This is a genomic window from Spirosoma foliorum, assembly GCF_014117325.1.
Classification (GTDB): Bacteria; Bacteroidota; Bacteroidia; order Cytophagales; family Spirosomataceae; genus Spirosoma; species Spirosoma foliorum.
The window spans coordinates 6,678,044-6,702,243 of the sequence record NZ_CP059732.1 but is presented as its reverse complement, the minus strand read 5'-3'; the positions used below and the strand labels follow the sequence as shown (position 1 = coordinate 6,702,243).

Annotated in this window: 23 protein-coding genes; 17 read left to right on the top strand and 6 right to left on the bottom strand. The window is 47.6% G+C overall.

Annotated elements, in window-relative coordinates; genetic code table 11:
* The first annotated feature begins 50 nt into the window (after positions 1–50).
* From H3H32_RS28225 to H3H32_RS28210, 4 genes are all read left to right on the top strand, one after another.
* Complete coding sequence (locus H3H32_RS28225) at positions 51–584, top strand: QcrA and Rieske domain-containing protein (protein ID WP_240543511.1); 534 nt, start codon at positions 51–53, stop codon at positions 582–584.
* 17 nt (positions 585–601) lie between these two features.
* Positions 602–1,285 carry a hypothetical protein gene (locus tag H3H32_RS28220; protein WP_182459078.1) on the top strand — a complete coding sequence of 228 codons (684 nt, stop codon included), beginning with the start codon at positions 602–604 and terminating at the stop codon, positions 1,283–1,285.
* A 4-nt stretch (positions 1,286–1,289) separates the two neighbouring features.
* Positions 1,290–1,850, top strand: a complete 561-nt coding sequence (locus tag H3H32_RS28215) for a YceI family protein (protein ID WP_182459077.1) — start codon at positions 1,290–1,292, stop codon at positions 1,848–1,850.
* Between the two features lie 192 nt (positions 1,851–2,042).
* The gene (locus H3H32_RS28210) at positions 2,043–3,554 is read left to right on the top strand and encodes a serine hydrolase (RefSeq protein WP_182459076.1); all 1,512 of its coding nucleotides are present in this window, start codon (positions 2,043–2,045) and stop codon (positions 3,552–3,554) included.
* Between the two features lie 83 nt (positions 3,555–3,637).
* Here the strand turns inward: H3H32_RS28210 and H3H32_RS28205 are convergent, their stop codons facing one another.
* Both H3H32_RS28205 and dnaN read right to left on the bottom strand, forming a co-directional pair.
* Positions 3,638–4,858 (bottom strand): TCR/Tet family MFS transporter, encoded by a 1,221-nt coding sequence (locus tag H3H32_RS28205; protein WP_182459075.1) that lies wholly within the window; start codon positions 4,856–4,858, stop codon positions 3,638–3,640.
* Positions 4,859–4,974: 116 nt separating this feature from the next.
* Positions 4,975–6,096 carry a DNA polymerase III subunit beta gene (dnaN, locus tag H3H32_RS28200; RefSeq protein WP_182459074.1) on the bottom strand — a complete coding sequence of 374 codons (1,122 nt, stop codon included), beginning with the start codon at positions 6,094–6,096 and terminating at the stop codon, positions 4,975–4,977.
* 203 nt (positions 6,097–6,299) lie between these two features.
* Here dnaN and H3H32_RS28195 point away from each other — a divergent pair, with 203 nt between their 5' ends.
* The 6 genes from H3H32_RS28195 (at position 6,300) to H3H32_RS28170 (ending at position 14,103) form a co-directional block, all read left to right on the top strand.
* Positions 6,300–6,812 (top strand): DUF2480 family protein, encoded by a 513-nt coding sequence (locus H3H32_RS28195; RefSeq protein ID WP_182459073.1) that lies wholly within the window; start codon positions 6,300–6,302, stop codon positions 6,810–6,812.
* A 172-nt stretch (positions 6,813–6,984) separates the two neighbouring features.
* A complete protein-coding gene (locus H3H32_RS28190) occupies positions 6,985–7,884 on the top strand; it encodes an ABC transporter ATP-binding protein (RefSeq protein WP_182459072.1) in 900 nt (299 codons plus the stop codon).
* A gap of 104 nt (positions 7,885–7,988) precedes the next feature.
* Entirely contained in the window at positions 7,989–11,636 is a 3,648-nt protein-coding gene (locus H3H32_RS28185) for an ABC transporter permease/M1 family aminopeptidase (RefSeq protein WP_182459071.1), read from the top strand.
* A 3-nt stretch (positions 11,637–11,639) separates the two neighbouring features.
* Positions 11,640–12,710 carry a c-type cytochrome gene (locus tag H3H32_RS28180; RefSeq protein ID WP_220472569.1) on the top strand — a complete coding sequence of 357 codons (1,071 nt, stop codon included), beginning with the start codon at positions 11,640–11,642 and terminating at the stop codon, positions 12,708–12,710.
* A gap of 28 nt (positions 12,711–12,738) precedes the next feature.
* Positions 12,739–13,197 carry a DsrE family protein gene (locus H3H32_RS28175; RefSeq protein WP_182459070.1) on the top strand — a complete coding sequence of 153 codons (459 nt, stop codon included), beginning with the start codon at positions 12,739–12,741 and terminating at the stop codon, positions 13,195–13,197.
* Positions 13,198–13,206: 9 nt separating this feature from the next.
* Positions 13,207–14,103, top strand: a complete 897-nt coding sequence (locus tag H3H32_RS28170; protein ID WP_182459069.1) for a LysR family transcriptional regulator — start codon at positions 13,207–13,209, stop codon at positions 14,101–14,103.
* Here the strand turns inward: H3H32_RS28170 and H3H32_RS28165 are convergent.
* Complete coding sequence (locus H3H32_RS28165; RefSeq protein WP_182459068.1) at positions 14,088–15,851, bottom strand: DUF6044 family protein; 1,764 nt, start codon at positions 15,849–15,851, stop codon at positions 14,088–14,090. The genes H3H32_RS28170 and H3H32_RS28165 overlap by 16 nt on opposite strands.
* 133 nt (positions 15,852–15,984) lie before the next feature.
* Between H3H32_RS28165 and H3H32_RS28160 the strand changes: the two genes are divergently transcribed.
* The gene (locus H3H32_RS28160) at positions 15,985–17,535 is read left to right on the top strand and encodes a M28 family peptidase (RefSeq protein WP_182459067.1); all 1,551 of its coding nucleotides are present in this window, start codon (positions 15,985–15,987) and stop codon (positions 17,533–17,535) included.
* 232 nt (positions 17,536–17,767) lie between these two features.
* The gene (locus H3H32_RS28155; protein ID WP_182459066.1) at positions 17,768–18,001 is read left to right on the top strand and encodes a DUF4834 domain-containing protein; all 234 of its coding nucleotides are present in this window, start codon (positions 17,768–17,770) and stop codon (positions 17,999–18,001) included.
* A gap of 53 nt (positions 18,002–18,054) precedes the next feature.
* On the opposite strand, the gene H3H32_RS28150 is transcribed toward H3H32_RS28155, so the two are convergent.
* From H3H32_RS28150 to H3H32_RS28140, 3 genes are all read right to left on the bottom strand, one after another.
* A complete protein-coding gene (locus H3H32_RS28150) occupies positions 18,055–18,453 on the bottom strand; it encodes a YbjQ family protein (protein WP_182459065.1) in 399 nt (132 codons plus the stop codon).
* Positions 18,454–18,520: 67 nt separating this feature from the next.
* Entirely contained in the window at positions 18,521–19,093 is a 573-nt protein-coding gene (purN, locus tag H3H32_RS28145; protein ID WP_182459064.1) for a phosphoribosylglycinamide formyltransferase, read from the bottom strand.
* A gap of 209 nt (positions 19,094–19,302) precedes the next feature.
* Positions 19,303–20,670 carry a sensor histidine kinase gene (locus tag H3H32_RS28140; protein ID WP_182459063.1) on the bottom strand — a complete coding sequence of 456 codons (1,368 nt, stop codon included), beginning with the start codon at positions 20,668–20,670 and terminating at the stop codon, positions 19,303–19,305.
* Positions 20,671–20,995: 325 nt separating this feature from the next.
* Between H3H32_RS28140 and H3H32_RS28135 the strand changes: the two genes are divergently transcribed.
* From H3H32_RS28135 to H3H32_RS28115, 5 genes are all read left to right on the top strand, one after another.
* A complete protein-coding gene (locus H3H32_RS28135) occupies positions 20,996–21,622 on the top strand; it encodes an ATP-binding cassette domain-containing protein (protein ID WP_182464503.1) in 627 nt (208 codons plus the stop codon).
* Between the two features lie 22 nt (positions 21,623–21,644).
* The gene (locus H3H32_RS28130) at positions 21,645–22,346 is read left to right on the top strand and encodes a peptidylprolyl isomerase (protein ID WP_182459062.1); all 702 of its coding nucleotides are present in this window, start codon (positions 21,645–21,647) and stop codon (positions 22,344–22,346) included.
* 92 nt (positions 22,347–22,438) lie between these two features.
* Complete coding sequence (locus H3H32_RS28125; RefSeq protein ID WP_182459061.1) at positions 22,439–23,338, top strand: SDR family oxidoreductase; 900 nt, start codon at positions 22,439–22,441, stop codon at positions 23,336–23,338.
* Between the two features lie 83 nt (positions 23,339–23,421).
* The gene (locus tag H3H32_RS28120) at positions 23,422–23,811 is read left to right on the top strand and encodes a tautomerase family protein (RefSeq protein ID WP_182459060.1); all 390 of its coding nucleotides are present in this window, start codon (positions 23,422–23,424) and stop codon (positions 23,809–23,811) included.
* Between the two features lie 5 nt (positions 23,812–23,816).
* Positions 23,817–24,077 (top strand): DUF167 domain-containing protein, encoded by a 261-nt coding sequence (locus H3H32_RS28115; RefSeq protein ID WP_182459059.1) that lies wholly within the window; start codon positions 23,817–23,819, stop codon positions 24,075–24,077.
* Positions 24,078–24,200: the final 123 nt, after the last annotated feature.

Here is a 24,200-nt window from a genome sequence, read left to right as displayed (position 1 = left end):
GAACGTTTACAGATGGTAGCCTACAGGAGGCTATTAATTAATGTAACTACATGAAAACAATCGACCAAATGAAAAGCAATCCAACAACCGACCAAATGAATCGCGGAGAATTTATGCGTAGCCTCGGTATGAGCAGTGCCGCCCTGATGGCTTTCTATTGCATGGGAACCGGACTAACTGCCTGCTCGAAAAGTAGTAGCGATGGCACGCCGGGAGGTACAGTTGTAACGCCTGCGGCTGGCGTGACGGGCAATGCAGATGCTTCGGCTGGAACCGTTAGCTTTACCATTGATTTGACTAACTCAAATTATAGTAAGCTGAAAACAGCGGGTCAGTATTCAATTATTGGAAGCCTGATTGTGGCTAAAAGTACAAGTGGTTCATTCGTCGCGCTCTCTAAAACGTGTACGCATGAAGGAACGGAAGTACAGTATCGGGCTACTCAGGACGACATCTATTGCTCAAATCATGGCTCAGAATACAGCCTGACTGGTGCTGTAGAAGTAGGCCCAGCTACTAAAGCATTGACTAAATATAAAACATCCCTGAGTGCGGATGGAAATACGTTAACAGTGACTGCCTAACAACTAAATTTTGCTCGATGAAGTACATTCATGTTGCCGTGCTCCTGTGGCTCGGGATAGGAGGGCTCCGAGCCCAGGATTCGACGGCTGTTCGTCGGGATACCGTTATTGCACCAGCAAAAACCGATGCTTCGGCCACTGATTTGCTGGCTGGCCTTTCCGATTCAACAGAATCGCAACCGTTGTTGCCCCATAAAATGATTTTTACACAACGGGCATTTTGGGGACCTAAAGGGCTGTTGCGAACCATGAAGATTGCGCCGTTAACGCCAGAAGGGCGTGCACATGAGCTAAAAATTCGACGGACTATGCTCGTAGCGCACCAAATTGGTGGGTTTGTGACGCTGGCTGGATTTGTGGCTCAGGGGCTTCTGGGAGCAAAACTATATAATGCCAAAGGACAGGATTATATCGATACCAAAAAGTGGCACGAACGCTCCGCTACGCTTATCAATGTTACCTATGGTACTACGCTGCTCCTGTCACTTACGGCACCTCCGCCTGTAGTGGGCGCAAAAAAGGGTTTTACGTCTATAAAACTGCACAAGTATCTCGCCATTGTTCACCTGACGGGTATGGTTGCGACAAATGTTCTGGCCCACATGATTGATAACAATCCGGACCTGAAGCCCATACACCGGGCGGCTGCCTATACCACGTTTGGGGCCTATGCGGCTTCGATACTTTCTTTAACATTTTAAGACCATGAAATACACGCTTAAGTATGGCTATTGGTTAGCCATCGGGATTCTCTTTGCCTTTACTTCGGCACCGATGGCCAAGCGCAAGATTATGGCTGACAAAGCCTTATCGACGGTCACGTATTCGGCTAAGCATCCGTTGCATAAGTGGGATGGCGTAAGTAAAGAGGTAAACTGTGCCATCATGTACAACGACGATACCAAACAGCCTGAAAGCGTGGCTGTTTCCTTAAAAGTATCGTCATTCGATAGCGATAACAACAACCGCGATTCGCACGCTATGGAAGTTCTGGATGGACTGAAATATCCCAACGTTACGTTTGTTAGTTCGGATATTAAAGCGGGCGAAAATGGGACGTTGACGGCTAAAGGCACGCTTACCTTTCATGGTGTGGCTAAGCCTGTTACGCTGGAGGCTACTCGCAAAGATGCTGGCGGAAAAATGACACTAACCGGCGAATTCCCCGTCAACATGAGCGACCATAACATCGAGCGACCCTCGCTAATGGGCCTCAAGACCGAAGATGCCATGACGCTTAAGTTTAATGTCGTTTTTGGATTGTAATCTGATCAGGGCTAGTTTATTTTTTGTCATTCCGACGTAAGGAGGAATCTCAAAAAACTTTACAGATTTAATAAAATAATTACAGGATTTACAGGATATTTTTTAGGAGATGTCCAGTAAATCCTGTAATCGTTTTAGAGCGAAGTTGACTTGTTCGTACATTGAGCTTAGCACGCGATACCAACAGCCTACATGAGAAAACTAACTGTACTTCTTCTTGCCCTAATCTCCCTTACGGCCTCTGCCCAGAAGCCAATCTCTGCGAAACAAATTCAGGAATTCGATGCCTACGTCGAAGCTGCTCGTAAGCAATGGAATGTGCCCGGTTTATCGATTACAGTTGTCAAAGACAACAAGGTTCTTTTTGCGAAAGGATATGGTGTGCGTGAGGTGGCCGGGGTCGCGTCCGACAAAGCTGATCCGGTTGATACCCAGACGTTATTTGCCTGTGCTTCGACTACAAAAGCCATGACCGTCACTTTGATGGGAATGCTGGTGGATGAAGAAAAACTCGCCTGGAACGATCCCGTTTCGAAGTACTTGCCCGAGTTGCAGCTATACGATCCGTACGTAACTCGCGAACTAAAAATCCGCGATTTGCTCATTCACGATACAGGTGTCGGTAGCACCGATTTTATGACTGGAGCTATGACGATTCCGGTCAATGAAATGCTTCGGCGGATGGAAATGGTCAAACCAAGCTACCCGTTTCGGGCTGGGTTTGCTTATCAGAATACATTTTACTCTGCGGCCGGACGCGTAATCGAACGAATTACTGGAAAGACCTGGGCCGAATTTCTGAAGGAGCGAATTTTTACGCCATTGGGCATGAATCGGACGGCACCCAAGCGTGGCTATATCAAAGACAATAACCTGACGAGGCCTCACTACAACATCAACGACACGATTAAGGTCATTGAGTATGGTGCCGACAGTGAAATCGGTTCAGCGGGAGCGGTCTGGTCATCGGCCGACGATATTAGTAAATGGGTTATCTGCATGCTCGATAGTAGCAAATACAGCGGTGGCCGTTTGGTAAAGCCCGAGACCTGGAAAGAGATGTTTACACCACAAACGTTTTTTCCAGAAGACGAGTACCCAACCATGCAAATCCTGAAACCCAACTGGCGAACGTATGGCCTGGGTTGGTATCAGCATGATTATAAAGGCCATAAAGTGAATTTCCATACGGGTAGCCTGTCTGGTCTGACGGCTATAACGGCGCAATTACCCAATGAAAAACTAGGTGTTTACGTATTTGGTAATTACGATCACGCCGAAGTTCGCCACGCACTCGTTTATAAAACCTTCGACTGGTTTGCCTTAGGTGGTAATCGGGATTGGAGTACCGAATTCAAAAAGCTCTACGATGGCTTAAAAGAACAGGACAAAAAAGCCGAGAAAGCATTCCTCGATAAACGGGTGCTGAACACATCACCATCGCTGCCATTGGCAGCCTACGCCGGAAAATACACCAGCCCGTTGTATGGTAAGGCGGAGGTGAGTGTACAGGGAAATCAACTGGTTATCAACGTAAATGATAATAGCCTAAATGCCAATCTGGCGCACTGGCATTACGATACGTTTTATGGCCCTTATACAAAACCCTGGTTAGGAAAAGCCAGCGCCCGTTTTGTTCTGGGCATATCCGGCAAAGTTGATACCTTGGTTTTTGATCGATTGGAGTTCAAAAAGGAGTCGTAGTGTACATTGTGTTTGTGAAGTCGGGTTCTAAAACCCGACTTCACGAAGAAATACGTCAGTTTTGGATTAGGCTGGATATAAAATCAGCTAACAACCGTCTGTCGTTTCAAGCCACGCCCAACTAAACTGGCACTCACAATAATCAGCAATGACGCCAAAAAGAACGGGGCTCCGGGCAGGTACACAGGCGCTGCTGGTGAGGTGAAAAACGAAAACAGGTTGGTCATAATGAGCGGCCCGAAAATAGACGTCGTGCTGGTCAGACTGGTTAAGGCCCCCTGTAGTTCTCCCTGTTCATTCGCTGGAACCTGATTCGAGATAATTCCCTGAATAGAGGGCCCGGCAATGCCGCCCAACGCATAAACGACCATAAAGGCAAACATCATCCAGCTTTGATTGGCGAAGCCAAATAAGGCAAATCCAATGGCGCTAAATATCATGCCAACATACACGGATTTTTCCTGGCCTAGTTTCGGAATAATAATCCGACTTAATCCTCCCTGTACAATCGCAAAGGAGAGTCCAATTGTAGCCAGCGACAAACCAACCGTTTTTTCGTCCCACTTGAATTTCTCCATCGTATAGAATGTCCAGGTTCCCTGCACGGCAAAGCCTGCAATGTAAACCAGTACTAACGAGGCTACCAATCCCAGAATAACGGGATATTTGCCTAATCGCATCAAAGACCCAACCGGATTGGCACGTTTCCAATCGAACGCACGGCGGTGTTCGGGAGCGAGTGATTCGGGCAGGATAAAAAAGCCGTACAGGAAGTTAATCATCGTTAGTCCTGCCGCTACAAAAAACGGTACACGCGGACCATACTGCCCCAGGAATCCACCTAACGCTGGACCTAGAATGAAGCCCACACCAAAGGCGGCTCCAACAAGCCCGAAGTTTTGAGCCCGTTTTTCGGGTGTGCTAATGTCGGCGATGTAAGCGGTAGCCGTTGTAAAACTAGCGCCTGTAATACCCGCAATCAGCCGCCCGACAAACAACCATTCGATGGTTGGCGCAAAGCCCTGAAATACGTAATCGACTCCAAAGCCAAGTAACGAAAATAACAAGACAGGTCGTCGTCCGAAGCGATCACTCAATCCACCCAATATGGGCGAAAAAAGGAATTGCATGCCAGCATAGGAGAACGACAGCCAGCCCCCCCAGCTTGCCGCCTGACTAATATTGCCGTGAATGAGTTGTTCAATCAGTTTCGGGAAAACCGGAATAATAATTCCCAGCCCCGTAACGTCAATCAGAAGCGTAATGAAAATGAAAATAAGGGCCGGAGCGGTACGTTTGGGCATAGTTGGATGTAGTTATAAAGTTGTAGGGTTATAAGGTTGTAAAGTTGGCTACCGCATCAACATGGACACCGGAGGAACTCTACAACTCTATAACCCTACAACTTTATAACTCTTTTTTAAGCGTATGTATTCAACATCACAGGCATAACCAGCATCAGGATGTCTTCGTTTTCTTCTTTATCGGCCGGAATGAGCAGACCCGCGCGGTTGGGTGCCGACATTTCGAGCGAAATCATTTTAGCACTCAGGTTGCTTAATACTTCAGACATCAGCTTGGCATTGAAACCAATCTCCATTGGATCGCCGTCATAGTCGCAGAGGAGTTTCTCGTTGGCTTCGTTGGAGTAATCTAAGTCTTCTGCCGAAATAGTTAGGGAGTTTGTTTTCAGCGATAACCGAATCTGATGCGTGGTGCGGTTGGCGTAAATCATAATCCGCTTCAGCGAATTCAGAAGATCCGTCCGACCAATGGTCATCACGTTTGGGTTGTTGGTCGGAATGGCGTTTTCGTAGTCGGGGAAGCGCTCATCAATCAGGCGGCAAATCAATTGCGTTGGGCCAAACGTGAACGATGCATTCGCCTGACTGAATTCAGCAACAACAGCCACATTCTCGGGCAACGATGCTTTCAACAATTGCAGTGCCTTACGGGGAATGATAATCGACGTGCTGGCTGATGAACCGAGGTCGGTCCGGCGGTAGCGAATGAGCCGGTGGCCATCTGTGGCTACGAACGTTGCATTGTCATCATTGATCTGTAAAAGAACCCCTGTCATAGCCGGACGCAGATCGTCGGTACTGGTGGCGAAAACGGTATTATTGATAGCACTTAGCAATACGTCCGACGTCATTTCGACCGACATATTTTTGTTAACCGTCGGCAGTTTTGGGAAGTCAATCGGGTTTTCGCCCGAGAGTTTATAGCGACCGTTGTCGGTCAGAATTTCGGTACCGAATGTTTCGGTATCGATGTTTACGGTAACGGGCTGTTCGGGTAAACTACGAAGCGTATCGAGCAGCAATTTAGCGGGAATGGCAATGGCTCCATTTTCACTGGCATCGACCGGAATCTGCGTCGTCATCGTCGTTTGCAAATCGGAAGCCGTTACGGTAAGTGTCCCATCCTCAATGCGAAACAGGAAATTTTCGAGAATTGGCACGATTGGGTTGGTAGCTACCACCCCGTTTATATGTTGAAGGTTTTTAAGCAGGACTGATGAGGAAACAATAAATTTCATGGGCCAAGTGTCTAAGGCTGTTCATTAATGTATAAGAGAACAAAAGTAGCAAAAAAAGCCGACAGCATATGCAGTGTTTACTCAGAACCTTTCGGGGTTAAATCGCCGTTGTAACAGAGAATGAATAATGGCTAATGGACAATGAAGAATGCAGTTGCCATTACCCGTTGTTCATTGCTCATTATCCATTATTCATTTTAAAAATGGAAGCTGAAATCGTCAATCGCGTTGCCAATAGTGGCCTTGTTACGCTCGATCTGGAAGACTATTATCACCCCGGTGATCGAGTCGTTTATGACTTGAAAGACAACCTCTTCATGGGGTTAATTTTGAAAGAAAAAGACTTTCGGGCTTTTCTCAAAGAGCACGACTGGAGCCAATATACAGGCAAAAATGTAGCCATCACCTGTACCGAAGATGCTATTGTGCCTACCTGGGCGTATATGCTACTCACGATTCAGTTACAGCCTTACGCTAATACCATTGTGTTCGGCAATCTGGCCGATTTGGAAGAGAAGCTCTATTTTGATGCGATTGCCCAGATCAATCCCGAGGAGTATCGGGATGCTCGCGTTGTGGTGAAAGGTTGTTCGAAAGTTCCGGTCCCAACGGCGGCTTATGTCGAAATCACACGTTTACTACGTCCCGTTGCGCAAAGTTTGCTTTTCGGTGAACCGTGTAGCACAGTGCCGCTTTATAAACGCCCGAAGGCGTAAGACTTCTAGTAAATTAGAACCCATGAAATAGCGCTTCACTAACTAGTGGCGCTTTTTTTATGCCTTTCAGCTCCGATGCCAGCCATCTGTGAAAGTTTGGTCAAAGATTTCGAGTAGTTTTATCATATTCGCTTTTTCGTAGCTTAAACCAAATACTCCTTACCTCCCTGTTATGCAACTCGAAATAAAAGATCTCGCTAAAACCTATTCCAACGGCGTTCGGGCGTTGAAGGGTGTTTCCCTGACAATCACACAAGGCATGTTTGGTTTACTAGGGCCAAACGGAGCCGGTAAGTCATCGCTGATGCGAACTATTGCCACGCTACAGGAAGCCGATAGTGGCAGCGCGAGATTAACAGGTTTGCCTGAAGGAGACCTGGATGTATTGACGCAAAAGGATGCTGTCCGTCGTGTATTGGGCTATTTGCCGCAGGAGTTTGGCGTATACCCGCGTGTAACGGCCGAGGCCATGCTGGATCATATAGCATCGTTGAAAGGCATTGCCAATGGTCGCGAGCGAAAAGAGATTGTACAGGGTCTATTACAGAAAGTGAATCTGTATGAAGTCCGGAAGAAGAACCTCGGTACGTATTCGGGAGGAATGAAACAGCGGTTTGGCATTGCGCAGGCACTAATTGGCAGCCCAAGACTGATTATTGTGGATGAGCCTACGGCCGGGCTGGACCCCGCTGAGCGAAACCGTTTCCATAACCTGCTCTCCGAAATCGGGGAAAACACGATTGTTATTCTGTCGACGCACATTGTGGAAGACGTCACGAATCTCTGTTCCGATATGGCCATTATCTGTCTGGGCGAAGTGGTGGCCACGGGAAATCCAAACGATCTGGTGAAAGACCTAAACGGGAAAATCTGGCAGAAATTTGTCAATAAATCAGAGATCGATACCTATCGCAAAACGCATCGGGTGATTTCGACCCAACTCAAAGGTGGCAAAACCCGTATTCATGCTTACAGTGATGCTCCGCTGACTGATTTCGACGCCGTTAGTCCCGATCTTGAAGATTTGTACTTCGCCAAGATCACCGAGAAAATGGATGTGGTAACGGTGTAATCCGTGGTGTCAGGTTCTCAAACCTGACATTCTCACGTCAGCAATTCGTGTCGGGTTTGAGAACCCGACACCACATAAACCACCCTTTTACTCCTTCGCAAGCCATGTTTCTCGAAATTTTCAAATTTGAGCTAGTGTACCGGTTGAAACGACCCGCTACCTATCTCTACGCCCTTATTCTGTTCCTGTTTACATTTCTGTTCGTCATTTACGGCAGCGGCCCGGCATCGGAGAAAACGAATATTAACTCACCTTATGCCATCAGTCAGTTTGTGGTTGTGCTGACTATTTTTGGGATGCTTGTGGCCTCGGCAATCATGGGCGTGCCGATCTACCGAGACATTGAGCACAACACCAAAAACTACTATTTCAGCTTTCCCATTACCGAACGGGGTTACGTGCTGGGTCGGTATTTCGGCTCGTTTGTGGTGCTGCTCGGCATCATGGCCGTCGGGATGCTGGGCATCGTGATCGGTTCACTGTTAGGGCCAATCTTTAACCTGGCCGACAATACCGAACGCTTCGGGCCAATTCGCTTTCGCGATTATGCCTATCCGTTTCTGGTGTTTGTTGTGCCGAACATGTTCCTGGTCGGTAGTATTTTCTTCTGCTTGGTCGCCTTCTCGAAACAGGTATTTACGACCTACGCGGGTAGCATTCTGCTGTTTATCGCCTATTTGCTGGGTTCTACGCTCTCGCAGGATCTGGAGAACAAGCAACTCGTAAACCTGCTCGATCCCTTCGGCTCCTACGCCTACGATACCGCTACCAAATACTGGTCGCCGGTGGAGCAAAATACGCTGGTAGCACCCCTGGAAGGCGATCTGCTTACCAACCGACTAATCTGGTTTGGGGTAGCGCTGCTGGTGTTTTTACTGACGGTTGTGCGCTTTAGTTTTCCCCGCTTTCTGGCAATCAAGCTAGGTAAAAAGGCGAAAGATGAAGCTGTGCCTGAAAAAGCTCCCGCGCTGGCGAGTTTACCAACGCCAACACCCGTATTCCAAGTTGGAACCTATGTACGGCAGATGTTCCAGCAGGCGGGTCTGGAGTTTCGGAGCATCGTTCGCGACCCGTATTTCATAGCCATTCTGCTTGGGGCGGTTTTGTTCCTTTTTTTAGATGGCTGGTTTGCGTCAGAAACCTACGGTACACCTTCTTTGCCAACGACTTATGCCATGCTCGAAGCGCGAAATGGTACGTTTTTCTTCTTCGTGCTCATCGTCCTGATCTTCTATACGGGCGAGGTGGTTCACCGCGATAAAGTCGTTCACTACGACACCATTGCCGATGCCTTGCCCGTTCCTGACTGGATGAACTACGGAGCCAAGCTGTTATCGATGACCTACATCTGTTTGTTGTTAAGCACGTTGATCATGGTCTCGGGTGTATTGAACCAGACCGTCAAGGGCTATTTTAATTACGAGTTTCCCCTCTACTTCCGCGACATCTATGGTATTGCCTTTACTCAGTATTTCCAACTGGTGATGCTGGCGTTTTTTGTGCATACGATAGTCAACCAGAAGTTCGTGGGGCACATTGTTACGCTCGCTACCTATATCGTCATCTGGGCGATTCCTCAATTTGCGGAGTTCAATTATCGGCTGGCCATTCCGTTCTCGGGAGGTTCGGTACAGATTTCCGATATGAACGGATTTGGACACTATCTGGCGGCTCTGGCATCGTTCCGATTGTATTGGTATGCGTTTGGAGGTATGTTGTTGGTGTTGGCACTCTGGTTCTGGAATCGCGGTGCCGACACGGCATTTAAAGCTCGCTGGCAACTGGCCCGGCAACGGATGGGACGACTATCGATGGTTTTGTTCGCACTGGCATTGGTTGTATTTGTGAGTATGGGCGCGTGGATTTATACCAATGTGAGCGTGAAAAATCGCTACCTATCCGCCGATCAACAGCGTGAATTACGGTCAACGTTTGAGAAGACATACCACAAGTATGTCAACGTACTGCAACCTAAAATCACGAGTGCGAAGCTCAATGTCGATGTATTCCCGGATGAGTTTAAAGCCGTGGCATCGGGCGTATTTATGATTGTCAATAAAGGACACCAACCCATCGACTCGTTGCATCTGACAATGCCCGCCGATAACTTCCATCGGCAGTTGACTAAATTCATGATCGGTGGCGAAGCGCCGAAAAAAATCCTGAATGACGAGAATTTAGGCTATTACATTTACCGATTGCCCAAACGATTAAATCCCGGTGATTCGGCTCGTATGGAAATGACCGTGACGGGCCAATACGTTGGCTTCAGCAATTCGGGCGACAATCGGGATATAGTGGCCAATGGTACATTTTTCAACGTGGGCATTTTTCCCGGTTTCGGCTATGATGCAGGCCAGGAATTAGAAAGTGACAAATACCGTAAGAAGTATGGCTTACCCATCAAAGAATGGACAGTACCAGCGCAAAACGACTCGCTTGGTCTGCGCGATTTTTTGTTCACCGACGATGCTGACTGGGTAACCTTCGAAGGAACAATCTCGACCACCCCCGACCAGACGGCCATTATGCCTGGCGAGTTGCTTAAGACTTGGATGGCTAACGGTTCAGACGGAAAGCCCCGCAAGTATTTCCAGTACAAGCTTCCTGGTTTTTCGGATTATTTTTTCAGCATGTGTTCGGCAAAGTACGGCGTAAAGCGCGATAAATGGACTGGGCCTGATGGTAAAACCGTGGCCCTGGAAGTCTATCATCACCCCGGTCATGACCGCAATCTCGACCGGTTTATAGCCAGTATGAAAGCATCGCTGAGCTATTACACGAAGAACTATGCGCCCTTTCCGTATCCGGTATTGCGGGTGTTGGAATTCCCACGTTATGCCTCGTTCGCACAGTCGTTTCCAACTACAGTGCCTTATTCGGAGGAGTTTGGTTGGGTCGGCGATTTTCACGATCCGAATAAAACCGATTATGCCTATTACGTTACGGCTCACGAAGTAGCGCACCAGTGGTGGGGACATCAGATCATGCCAAGCCGGACACGGGGTGCGAACCAGATTTCGGAGACGATGGCCGAATACTCAGCGCTGATGGTTCTCAAACAACGCTACGGGGCCGATGCTATGCCAAAGTTTTTGAAATACAGCCTGGATCGCTACCTGCGTGGCCGTGCTAACGAGGATAAGTTTGAGGCCAATATGCTTGACAACGATACGCGTTCCTATGTCTGGTATCAGAAAGGGTCGATGCTGATGTATGCCTTGCAGGATTACATCGGCGAAGAGCGCGTCAATCAGGCCATGAACAACTACATGAAAGCGGCTCGTTTTCGGCAGAAAGCGCCCTTCACCACCTCGCTGGAATGGTACAGTTTCCTGAAAGCCGCTACCCCCGACTCACTAAAGCCTTGGTTAACCGATAATTTCGAGAAGCTGACCCTTTACGACAACCGCATCACCAAAGCCGAAGCGAAATCAATAGGCAACGGGAAATACAGCGTGAAGCTATACGTCCGAACCGCCACCGAATATTACGACAAGACCGGTAAAGAACTGGCCAAAGGAAAAGACCCAGTCATTGCCGATATTGCGGTACTAACCGACGATGGCAAAAACAAAGACGGTTTAACGACCAAAGTGCCTTTACTGATGCAAAAACGCAGCCTGACATCCGGTGAGCATGTGATTGAAGTGACCGTAAAAGGCAAGCCAGTTAGAGCCGGAATTGACCCGTACAACAAATTGATCGACCGTGTTTCGGATGATAATTTAGTGAAGGTAGATATGTTGTAGATCATGAAGAAAAATCTGTTTAGTAGTTTCATTGCGCTTTACCCCACCCCCGGCCCCTCCCCTGAAAACAGGAGAGGGGAGCAGACTCAGACACTTTCTAGCCCCTCTCCTGGTTTTCAGGAGAGGGGTTGGGGTGAGGTGAAACGCCGTAAATTACTTACTCGCGTCCTTGCTTTCACCTCCCTCACTTGTGTCCTTGCCTTACTCGCCCTAACTCCCCCCGGTTACTGGCGTCCGCCCGCCGACAGTCGCATTCCGGCTGGAGAGCTTGGTAAACAAATTCGGTATGGTCGGGAGTTGATTGCGCACACAGCCAAATACCTCGGGCCAAAGGGGTCCGTGAAGAAGCTATCTAATGGTATGAATTGCCAGAATTGCCATCTCGATGCGGGAACGAAAGTGCTGGGGAACAATTACTCCGGCGTATTTTCGACCTATCCGAAGTTTCGGGAGCGCTCGGGAGCGGTTGAGACAATTGTGAAGCGGGTATCCGACTGTTTTGAACGGAGTCTGGCGGGTAAAGCGCCCGATAGCACGAGTCGCGAGATGAAAGCCATCGTCGCCTATATGCAGTGGCTTGGCACCGATGTACCAAAAGGCGAGCGACCCGAAGGCGTCGGCTTGGCGAAACTGGCGTTTCTGAGTCGGGCGGCCGATTCCACCAAAGGTCGCATGGTGTATGTCGCTAAGTGTCAGGTTTGTCACGGGGCAAAAGGCGAAGGCATGAAAATGGCAGGATCGAACGAATACGTCTATCCGCCCATGTGGGGACCAAACAGTTATAATGACGGTGCTGGATTGTTTCGACTCTCGGGTTTTGCGGGATATGTGAAAAACAACATGCCCTTTGGTGCCAATTATGACAGCCCGCAACTAAGCGATGAGGATGCCTGGGACGTAGCGGCTTTCATCAATTCGATGCCCCGTCCGCATAAAGACCAAAGCAGCGACTGGCCCAAGATCGCCAGCAAACCTGTTGATTTCCCATTTGGCCCCTATGCCGACTCATTCAGTGAGCGACAGCACAAATTCGGGCCGTATCAGCCAATTGCCGATGCGCGAAAAGCGAAGTAACTTTACTCAAAATCAAAAACTAAAAATCATGAAGAATTTCATTTACCTGTTCGCTCTGGCATTCCTGACTGCTGTAGTGCCAGCTATGGCGCAAACGAGTGAAACAGGTACATTTCAGGGTGCTCAGCCAACCAAGTCGCACTATCGTGCTGTTTACCAGTTGAATACAGCCGATACGGCAACCATTCGGCATGCGCTGGCCAATATCCAGAATGCGCTGAATGATCCTCGACTCAAAGGGAAACTAGAGGTTGAATTAGTGGTGTATGGCGGTGCCAATATCGTTTACCGGAAAGACAAACCTTATTTTGAGCAGGACATTGCCAAATTGCACAAGCAGGGAGTCATCATGGCCATGTGCGAGAATACCATGCGGATGCGGAAGATCAGCCGTGAAGAGTTGTTCCCGATTGTCAGTTATGTACCCAGCGCCAACGGTGAGTTGATCATCCGCGATCAGGAAGGCTGGACCATCATTCGCCCGTAACTTTGCTCCATGCTCGATTTTCGACTGAATGTCTTCTACACCGTTGCCAAGCGACTCAGCTTTACCAAAGCCGCTGCCGAATTGTATGTAACACAACCGGCTATCACGAAACACATTCAGGAACTTGAACATCAGTTCGGCACGGCGCTGTTCGACCGGCGGGGTAATCAGATTAGCCTGACAGCCGCCGGAAATTTGCTGCTTAGCCATGCCGAAACCATCATGGCGACCTATCGCCAACTGGAGTTCGACATGAATGCACTCAAGGGTAAACCGGCGGGAACGCTTCGGGTTGGAGCCAGCACAACCGTGGCTCAGTATGTGATTCCGCCAGTGCTGGCTCGCTTCCATGAGCAATCGGCCGATGTGGCTATATCGCTTTTGAGCGGCAATACCGAACAGGTTGAACAGCGATTGCTCAACAACGATATTGATTTAGGGCTGGTAGAAGGTCGGACGCACCACAGCGATATTCGTTATACGTCATTCGTAAAAGACGAACTCGTGCTCATCTGCCGCGCCGATCACCCGCTAGCCGACCGCGACGAGATCACACTGGAGGAGCTACGCGATGTCCCAATTGTCCTGCGTGAGCGGGGTTCCGGTTCGCTGGAGGTCATAGAGCACGCACTTCGGGGCGTTGGCCTTCGCTTGACCGATTTAACCGTCGAAATGCAGCTAGGCAGTACCGAAAGTATCAAATCTTATCTCGGAAGTTCGCGTTGTATGGCGTTTGTTTCAGTCTTTGCCGTGCAACATGAATTGCAAGCGGGCACACTGAAAATCCTTGATGTACAGAATCTTTCGATTCAGCGGGATTTGTATTCGATTCAACTACAGGGCGTTAGCGAAGGACTAGCTGATACATTCATGCGCTTCGCCCGGCAGCATTATAAGCGAGGGTGAAGCGCATCAGGCCCATACCCATTTGCTACTTTATACAGCCAAACCCGCCAGTAACTCTCCGGTTCGTCAAACACCTTTTCTAAGTGTAGTCTGTTTTCGGCTGCGTTATGAATCGGTACGGCTGATATAATGTACTGGCCATTTAGGGCCACCAAAGCATCTGTGTTGATTTGCAGATTATTGACGGATTTGTTCTGCGTTTTTCCAAACAAATAATTCATGCCTAACTCGGCTGTATACAGATAAGCCCGACAGGCATAAGCGTCGTAATAAACACGCATTTGTTTAGTGCCTTTGGCTAGCTCGGTAGCGATGATTTTCCGAAAAGCGTATTTGTAGGGGAGTGGGTAATTGTTCTGGTAGCTATCCAATGTATAAAAACCATTGAATTGGGCCACGGATGGATGCATGCCCAGACAAATAACCCGGTAATCGGCCTGCGGTTTTCCGATGTAATCGCGGATTTGGGCAAACTGCTTTTCGGCAAAAAACGCCCGGAACGACGGTTGTCTGGCTTCGGTGATAGCCCCCGCCATCTTGCCAATGTTGATGCGCCATTCTTTGTTGGCAAAAATCATTAGCACCAACTGCACAGCCAGAAACAGTCGGTTCAAGGCTGTATTGGCCCGGAATTGGCGCAGTGAGCACGCAAACAGAAAAAACCAGAGCGTTGGGAGAAGGAAATAGAATCGGTCGAATTGAAAGACACGAAACTTCATCCCTAGTGAACTATCACCAAGCCAAACGACCAGGTAGTGATAAAGCCCGTGAGCCAGGCAAATAACGATTGCCAGAATCGGTAAGCCAATAAGCCATTTCACTGCCCTGAAGTCGCGCTGTGTATAAGCCTTCCAGGCACTCAATCCCGCAACAATCAAAATCCAGACCGTAAAAAATGCACCCGTGTTGAACATCGGCCAAACGAACAGATCGATACTTCGGCGCAGGCTGTCTGCAAGCTTCATAGAGCGTAGTTGGCTGTAACCGAACTCAGTACGCTGGGAAATGTAGGTTTGATTAATGAATCCATAGATCAATTCCCATTCGCTGGCTAGGTATAGAAACGAGAGCAAGAGCAGACCGTTGATGTAGCCCAGGTTGATTTGCCGAAGCCGAACCATGCTCCAAAGGCCAATAACGCCTAATGCGACGCAGATAAATAAACCCGCCCAAACGAAAAAGGAGTAGAAAGGAAAGAGCGCAATAATGAGCCAATCGCTCCAGTGCGAGCGTTTTTGTAACAGATTGATGAACGCAAATAACAACAACGGTTGCCCCGTTACTGACGCGCCATGAACAATATAACAGGGTACCAGCGCGAATAAAAAGGCCAGAGTTACACGGGTAAATGCCCAGTTAGCTTCTTGTAAAACATGCTTTTTGAGCAGAAGGTACATCCCCACAAACCCAATACCGTGTACAGCCGCGAAGTTAACAACCTGGGCTGCGTAAGGCGGCAGTAACCAAAACGATAGTACTTCAAGATTCAACCCCGTCCGAAATGCTGATCTTGGAATACCTGTAAATTGTCCCCCGCTCATCATGTTCGGAATGACCGTTTTTAGGTCAAAATCGAAGGCGGTTTTGGTGAGTTTGAGCAGGTATAAGTACAGAAAATCACTGTCCAGATTATCGTGAATTGTCAGGTGAGCACCTTCGCCAAGCCAGATGTAAGGGAAAACGTAAAGTATGAGTAAGCCTATGGCCACAAACAGATACGTTTTTTCAGAAGATAAATGAGGAGACATAAGAACGACCAAACCGATACGGTTTTTGAAACCTTATTGGTTTATTGCAAAAATACTGAAATTCATTGAGATGGCTTGGTGGCAAATCAGTCGCAGGGTTTTTCGTACTTTTACAGACAGAAATCGAATCATCATGCAAACACCATCTACGTTACAGTTAGTAGCCGCAATTGTCCTGACCGTAACTTCAGTACAGGCGCAAACCCGTCCTGCAAAAGCCTCGTCTACGGCCAAAGTCGTTTTTACGCCTAAACTTCCTGAATTTACTATGTCTCGGGCTGAAGTAGAAGGGCACATGCGCTTTCTGGCTTCCGATGAGCTGGAGGGCCGTCGGACAGGTGAACAGGGAAACCGCGTTGCTGCCCGTTATATAGCTGAACAGTTTCGACAATTGGGCCTGAAACCCGCTGTGACGACTGATGGCCAGCACGATTACCTGCAGCCTATAACCTTCGAACGAGTTAAGGCTGCTAGCACAGCTACCATGATTGTGGGTAAAGATACCCTGCAGCTTGGCAAAGATATTTTGGTAATGGCAGGTGGCCCAACGTCTCTTTCGGGCGAGGTGATGTATATCGGCTATGGCTTGACCGATGGCGAAGACGGCTACAAAGGGCGTGACGTAAAAGGCCGGATTCTGATTGCTCAGGGTGGTTCGCCTGAGGCAAAAAGCCCTCGCGAAATCTTCGGTGCATCGGCTGCAAAACGAAAACTGGCGACAGAAAAAGGAGCTGCTGCCCTGATTGAACTCTACAGCGAAGCATCGCCCTGGGGCTTAGTAAGCCAGTATCTCAACCGAGAGCAAATGAGTATTGCAACGCCAGGGGCTAGTAGCACACCAATCGCTCACCTATGGATCAATAACGCCAATAACAAGTATAAGCAGTTAAAAGAAGCGGGCCAGCGAATAACACTCCAAACGTCAGGACGTCAGCGTGTTAGCGCGGTATCGTCTAACGTGGCTGGAATTATCGAAGGTAGTGATCCCAAACTGAAGGATGAATATGTGGTACTTTCGGCCCATTTCGATCATGTTGGCGTTGGCAAACAGGGCGGTGCTCCTTACCAACCTGCCGACAGTATTTTCAATGGCGCGCGTGATAACGGCATAGGAACAGTGGCCATTCTGGAAGCCGCCAAGGCCTTAACCTTGCAACGCCCCAGTCGATCGATTCTCGTATTGGCTCTGACTGGCGAAGAAGTTGGTTTACAGGGAAGTAGATATTATGCTGAACATCCGTTGGTGCCGTTAAAACAAACGGTTTTTGACCTGAATACCGATGGTGCTGGCTACAGCGATACAACGGTTATATCGATTATTGGTCTGGAGAGAACAGGGGCAAAAGCCGAAATAGAAGCGGGAGCCAAAGCGTTTGGGTTGGTTGTCTTTGCAGAGCCTGCTCCGGAGCAGGGTTTATTCGACCGGTCGGATAACGTGAATTTTGCCGCAAAAGGAGTTCCTGCACCAGACTTTGCACCAGGCTTCAAATCGTTTGATGCCGAGATTGCAAAATATTATCATCAGGCTACCGACAATCCCGAATCACTGGATTTTAATTATCTCCTCCGATTCTGTCAGGCTTATGCCCATTCTGCCCGTCTAATCGCCAATCGCCCAACCCGTCCACAATGGTCGGCAGGAGATAAATACGAAGCGGCCGCCAAAGCGTTGTACGGATACTAGGATTTTAAGCGAGATTCTTTAGATTCTCGTGGGCGGTTCAGCTATCTGGCGCTCCCAGGAATCTAAAGAATCCATAGAAACTAAAACTACAGAGATCCTAGTAGAGTTTGGGCTGAAGTGCTTTTTACTACAAAGACGCTTGCTGCCGATTAACCCGGATACAAACCGTCTGACAAAAGAGAAAACTAAACGTCGAAAGTCAACGTTTATTGACTATTAACGATACGCCGATATGTTGCTTAAATATTTGTTTATCATCACCCTGATTATTCTGTTTGTGCCGCCGGTACGCCGATTTGTATTTTACCTGTTGGTAGGCCGACAATTAGTGAAACAGCAGAGGGCGCAGGGTGGTAGCCGAAGTGGTAACCGGGAAGGTGAAGTACGCGTAGAGAACCGCTCCGCAAAAGATACAGATACCCGCTTCAAAGGGGGTGAATACGTTGATTATGAGGAAGTAAAATAGCGCTGTTAGCATAAACTAAACATGTCCGCCAAGCCTCGGTTTAGCGGACATGTTTAGTTTACAGGCGTCTCTGCCTCTTTCTTATATTTGACCGCTACACCGGTCATCAGGTAGCCATTATCGGTTGTCGAGGTGTAGTAGGTGTATTTAACGGCTACCAGCGCATCGGCACCGAGCTTCTTCGCCTGCATGGTTAGGCGGGCCAGCATCAGGTCTTTTTGCTGCATATCGTTTCCTCGGCCAACCATACGCTGATTTTTTGACTGACGGTCGGTTAACGGCACTTCGCCTTTTACTTCCAGATCCTGCATAGGCGCAAACGGACGATCAGGCCGCTGATTGTCGTAAAAAACATCAACCGGGTAATGTGTCTTGTGATTTAGGTAAGCGATGGGCTGAAAACAGCCTGTTAAAGCTACTAACAACACTAGAAACACGTATAGTCTATTCATAATGCTCATTTTATAGACCGCTGATTTTTATGATTGTTTGATCATAAAAATCAGCGGTCTGTTTTCTTTAAATCAGTCCGGCTAAAACCTCTGCGACTATCCTCGGATAATGTTCATGCTCCAATACCTGTACTTTTTTAGCAACATCATCGGGGGTATCAGTCGGCACAACCAGACAATGGGCCTGGAAAATAATCTGACCTTCGTCGTAATGCTCGTTTACATAGTGAATCGTAATGCCAGACTCAGTTTCGCCAGCGGCCACTACGGCTTCATGAACGAAGTGCCCATACATGCCCTTCCCACCAAATTTAGGCAATAAAGCTGGGTGAATGTTAACAATTTTATTCGGGAATGCCCGAACTAAATCGGCTGGCATTAGCCACATGAAACCGGCTAATACAATCAAATCAACGTTCTGGTTAAGAAGAAGTTGCGTAATGCGATTTGTGTCGTAAAAAGTTTTTCGATCGAAGAGCAAAACCGGAATGTGCAACCGCCTGGCGCGTTCGATAACTCCCGCTTTCGGATTATTGGAGACAATTAGTGAAACCTCAACGTCGGCGTTACCCACGAAATAATCAGCAATTTTCTCGGCATTTGAGCCGGAGCCGGAAGCAAATAAGACAATGCGTTTCAAAATCGATACAAGTCGTTAGGCGAAAGTCATTAGTCATCAGAACAGAGAAATTATAGTGCTTATCCAGCAACTACTTTTGACTAAAGGCTGACGACGGCTGACTAGTAGGGCCAAAATTACCTGATTGCCGTGTATCGTCAAATGATGAGAGAAGAAAGTGCTTTTGTTTTAACGTAAGCTCGGTAGAATCGACTTCGTTTTATGAACGCTTACAATAGAGCAGAATCGGTCGTTAAGGGCATGTAGATCTGAAATGTGGTCCCTTGACCAAGTTGACTTACCGCCGTAATAGCCCCGCCGTGATTGGCAGCAACTTTTTCGCAGATGGCTAATCCAATACCAGTTCCTGAAAATTCGCTTTTTGTATGCAATCGTTGAAAAACCTGAAAGACGCGATCCAGGTACTTTTCATCAAAACCGATACCATTGTCCGTCACTTCAATTCGATGGTACATCGCCGTTTTTCGGGTCGGTTTGATCGATGAAGGCAATTCACCTACGGCAATGGTTCGGGTGCTCACCTTAATGTGGGGTGGCACGTCAACCCGCCGGAATTTCAAAGCGTTACTCAATAAGTTTTGCATAAGTTGTTCCAACTGTCTACGGTCGCCTTGCACGATGGGCAAAACGTCAACATCTATCTGTGCATTTGCCTCCCGAATAGTCATTTCCAGATCTTGTAATACGCTTGCAACAACCTGATTCAGTGAGACCGGCGAAGCTGCTTCCTGGCGGGTTGAAATTCGTGAATAGGCCAATAAATCTTTAATCAAAGTCGACATTCGATTTGCGGCTGACTGCATCCGCATTAGAAAATCAACGTCTTCACCTAAGTCATCTGCACGTTTCGTTAGAAGAATATCTCCAAAGGATTGAATTTTACGAAGTGGTTCCTGCAAATCATGACTGGCGATGTAGGCAAACTGTTGCAGATTTTCGTTAGATCGCTTCAGATCCTGAACAGACTCCTGCAACTCGCGGGTACGTGCCTGTACCTGGCGTTCCAGATCATTCGATAAATCCCGGTATCGATTTTCGCTTTCTTCAAGGCGCTGTTGGGCTATCACCTGCTCATTTATAATATTTTGGCTTTCTTTAAGCAGATCTTGTTGCTGTAAATGAAAGGAAATCAACTCCGCAAAAGCGGTGAACATACCTTTAATTTTGTCGTTATCGAGTTGGGCTGGTTTGGGATCAATAGCGCATAGAGTTCCGAAAAATTCACCAGTTTTTAGGATAATGGGGAAGGAAATATAACTCTGAAATCCATACATCAGAGGAGTATGATGATTCCGAAACGCTTCACTTTCCTGTACGTGATCGATAACTACTGCCTGATGCGAATCCCGAATCTCATCACAAATAGTTGTCTCTAGTTTTAATTCGCCACCAGGAACCAATCCGAATTGAATTTCATCCTGAACACTACAGGCAATCCACCTGTCCTCTGTAACCCGAGCTACTGCTGCAAAACCCATTCCGGTTGTTTTGCAGATGACGTTTAGCAGGGTAGGTATAATTGAAATTTGTCCAATTTGCTCAATATCTTTCTGAAAATCAACGTCTAATGGCATCATTTTGTGAGGCAGGTAGCTAATCAAAGGTACTGATTTATTCTCTTATTAAATAAACTCATTTTCAGGAGTTAGTGGGTTGCCGATGCCTTAATTTAGCGGAGACTTCAGTGATAAAAGCGCCTGTTAATTCGGGCACTCTTCCCTTATTAGCTTAAAACGTGTCATAGACCTGGTATGTTTATAAAGATGATCTGCTTGATAACTAAATCGGTGTTCTCATCTAAAAGTACCCGCAAACACTCCCAATAAATGAACGAGCGATTGCCATTGGGTAGGAGAGAGATTACAACTTTTGCCTATTTTTGTGAATACTCGCCTGAATCTGATGCTGGTAACGAACCAACTTACATTTGAATACGGCCCTGCGAAACAGTTTACGTTTCCGGATGTCCAATGTGCTAATCGCGAAGCTCTTCTGATTTTGGGGAGGTCTGGTACCGGCAAAACTACGTTTCTGCATTTGCTGGCGCTACTGCTAAAACCAAAAAGTGGTTCAGTGATTATCGACAAAACTGATCTGACAAAACTCAGTGTGGCCGAAACGGCTGCATTCCGGGCTAAACACGTCGGGATTGTTTATCAAAAGCCCCATTTTGTGAGCGCGTTGTCTGTTATGGACAATCTGCTAATGGCGAATTATCTGGCGAACAAACCACAGGATAAAAGCCGGGCCAGAGAACTGGCTACTCAACTGGGCTTCGGCGATCACCTCAACAAGAAAACCAACCAACTCAGTCAGGGCGAACAGCAACGGGTAAGTATTGCGCGAGCCGTTATGAATCAGCCCGATGTTATTCTGGCGGATGAACCAACGTCCAGTCTGGACGATGAGAATACCAGCCGGGTTGTTGAACTTCTGCGCGAACAGTCGGAGCAAATCGGAGCTAGCCTGATTGTGGTTACCCACGATCAACGTCTAAAAGACGCGTTTCAAAACCGAGTTGTCCTCTAAAAGCATAAGCTACTATTTATTCATGCGTAAATTTCTCGTTCTGCTTTTGCTGATTCCTATCCTCTCGATTGCCCAAAATCGGAAGAAGAAAGACTATCTCGTTTCACTCAATACTACATTTGGCACCATGCGGCTGGTGCTGTACGACCAAACGCCCCAGCATAAAGAAAACTTCATTAAACTGGTTAACCAGAAGTTCTACGATAGCCTGTTATTTCATCGAATTATTCCTCTGTTTATGATCCAGGGGGGCGATCCAAAATCGAAGAAAGCCCAGCCCGATCAGCCACTCGGAAATGGTGATGTGGGCTATAAAATTCCGGCAGAATTTGTCCCGTCGCTCTTTCATAAAAAAGGCGCTTTGGCAGCTGCCCGCGACGGTAACCCTGAAAAAGCATCGAGCGGTTGCCAGTTTTATATCGTGCAAGGCCGTGTTTGGGATGATGCTAGTCTGCAAACTCAGCTGGATCGTATTCAAACCATGAAAGGGCGGTTGCCAACCGATGAACAAAAGCAGGTTTATAAAACGCTTGGTGGCGCTCCGCATTTAGATGGAAATTACAGCGTTTTTGGCGAGGTAATTGATGGTTTAGCTATTGTTGATAGCATTGCCAAACAGCCTCGCAACGAAATGAATCGCCCGGATAAAGATATTCGTATGACGATGACCGGTGAGTGGATTAAGAAAAAGAAAATTACAAAGCAGTACGGATATAAATTTTAGTAATGTGTAGAGACGCATCTTTGCGTCTCCTAATGCGTCAGCCAAACCATCCGGTACAGGAGACGCAAAGATGCGTCTCTACACGAAACATTATGAAAAAAATACTTATTACTGGTGCCAATGGCTTATTAGGCCAGAAACTGGTTGCTTTACTCACAAAACAACCAAACATTGCATTAACCGCTACAGCGCGGGGCGATAACCGCTTGCCGTTTTCGGAAGGATATACCTACCGGTCAATGGACATTACAGATCGGCAGCAGGTGCTGGATGTGATCACGGAAGTTCAACCGGACGTAGTTATCCACGGGGCAGCTATGACCGATGTGGATAAGTGTGAAATTCAGAAAGATGCATGCTGGGCGCAGAACGTTTCGGCGGTTGAATACATCATTGAAGCCTGCCGCACTGTAGGCGCTTTTCTGGTCCATGTTTCAACCGATTTTATATTCGATGGGGCTGCCGGCCCTTATGATGAAACGGCCGAAGCTAATCCAATTAGTTTTTATGGCTGGAGCAAGCAGGCGGGTGAATCGGCCGTCAAGCACTCCGATATACGGTGGGCTATTGCCCGAACTGTGCTTGTGTATGGCATTGCTCATGATATGAGCCGGAGCAACATCATTTTGTGGGTGAAAAAATCGCTGGAAGATGGCAAGACGATCAAAGTCGTAACCGATCAGTGGCGTAGCCCAACCCTAGCCGAAGACCTCGCTATGGGCTGCTACCTCATTGCCGATCAGGAGGCCGGAGGTATTTTTAACATATCAGGCAAAGAGGTTCTGACCCCTTATGAAATGGCGATTCGAACCGCCGATTATTTCAATCTTGATAAATCGTTGATTACGCAGGCTGATGCCTCTACGTTTACGCAGGTGGCTCGTCGGCCTCCCCGTACAGGATTTATTTTAGACAAATCCCGAACGGTACTTGGCTATGATCCACATACCTTCGAGGAGGGGATTGCGGTACTGGCCAGTCAGCTTAACTAGTAACTCTTTTGGATTCTCTCGATTTTTATTGATCAAAAAAGTACAAACAGAATCCAACGAATCGAGAGAATCCATTTATAGATATGAGTCAGGTAAAAATTTATGGGATTCGTGAACACTTGCTACCTATTCGGAATCAGCTTTCGGAGGTGATTCATTCCTGTGTGGTCGATGCGCTCCAGTTTCCGGTCGATAAACGGGCACACCGATTTTTTTACCTCGACACCGATGATTTTTTTCGGCCAGCCACCGCTTCAGAACATTACGTCATTCTGGAATTTATGATGATGGAAGGGCGCACCGTAGAAACTAAAAAGAAGTTGATTCATCTACTCTACGAGCGCATTGGAGAGCAACTTGGGCTGGCGGTTACAGATATTGAAATCTGTATTCTGGAAAGTCCGGCGCATAACTGGGGCTTTCGGGGAATGACCGGTGATGAAATTAAGCTGAACTATAAGGTTAACGTATAGCCATCGTGACGCTTCACCTGAGAGTCAAGCCCGGAAGTAAGGTTGATCAGCTCTTTTACGATGCTGCCGGGCAACTTAATGCCAAAATCAAGGCCCCCGCGCAGGATGGGAAAGCCAACGCCTATCTAGTAGAATTCCTCGCCAAACAACTGAGTATTGCCAAATCGAACGTAACGATTGTGGCTGGTTTTACCAATCCACATAAACGGATTGAAATTGCGATATCGCCGGAAGCCTACGAGCGTTTTCTAGCCAAACTAGCCTGATTGAACTACCGTTAGCAGACAATCAGCTTCGAGTTTGTCAAAGGGTGGTTAGGGGCTTTAGGCTCTATTTGTTAAGTCATTTCCAGTGCTAACTACTATTTCAGACTAATCTAGCTCTACGGG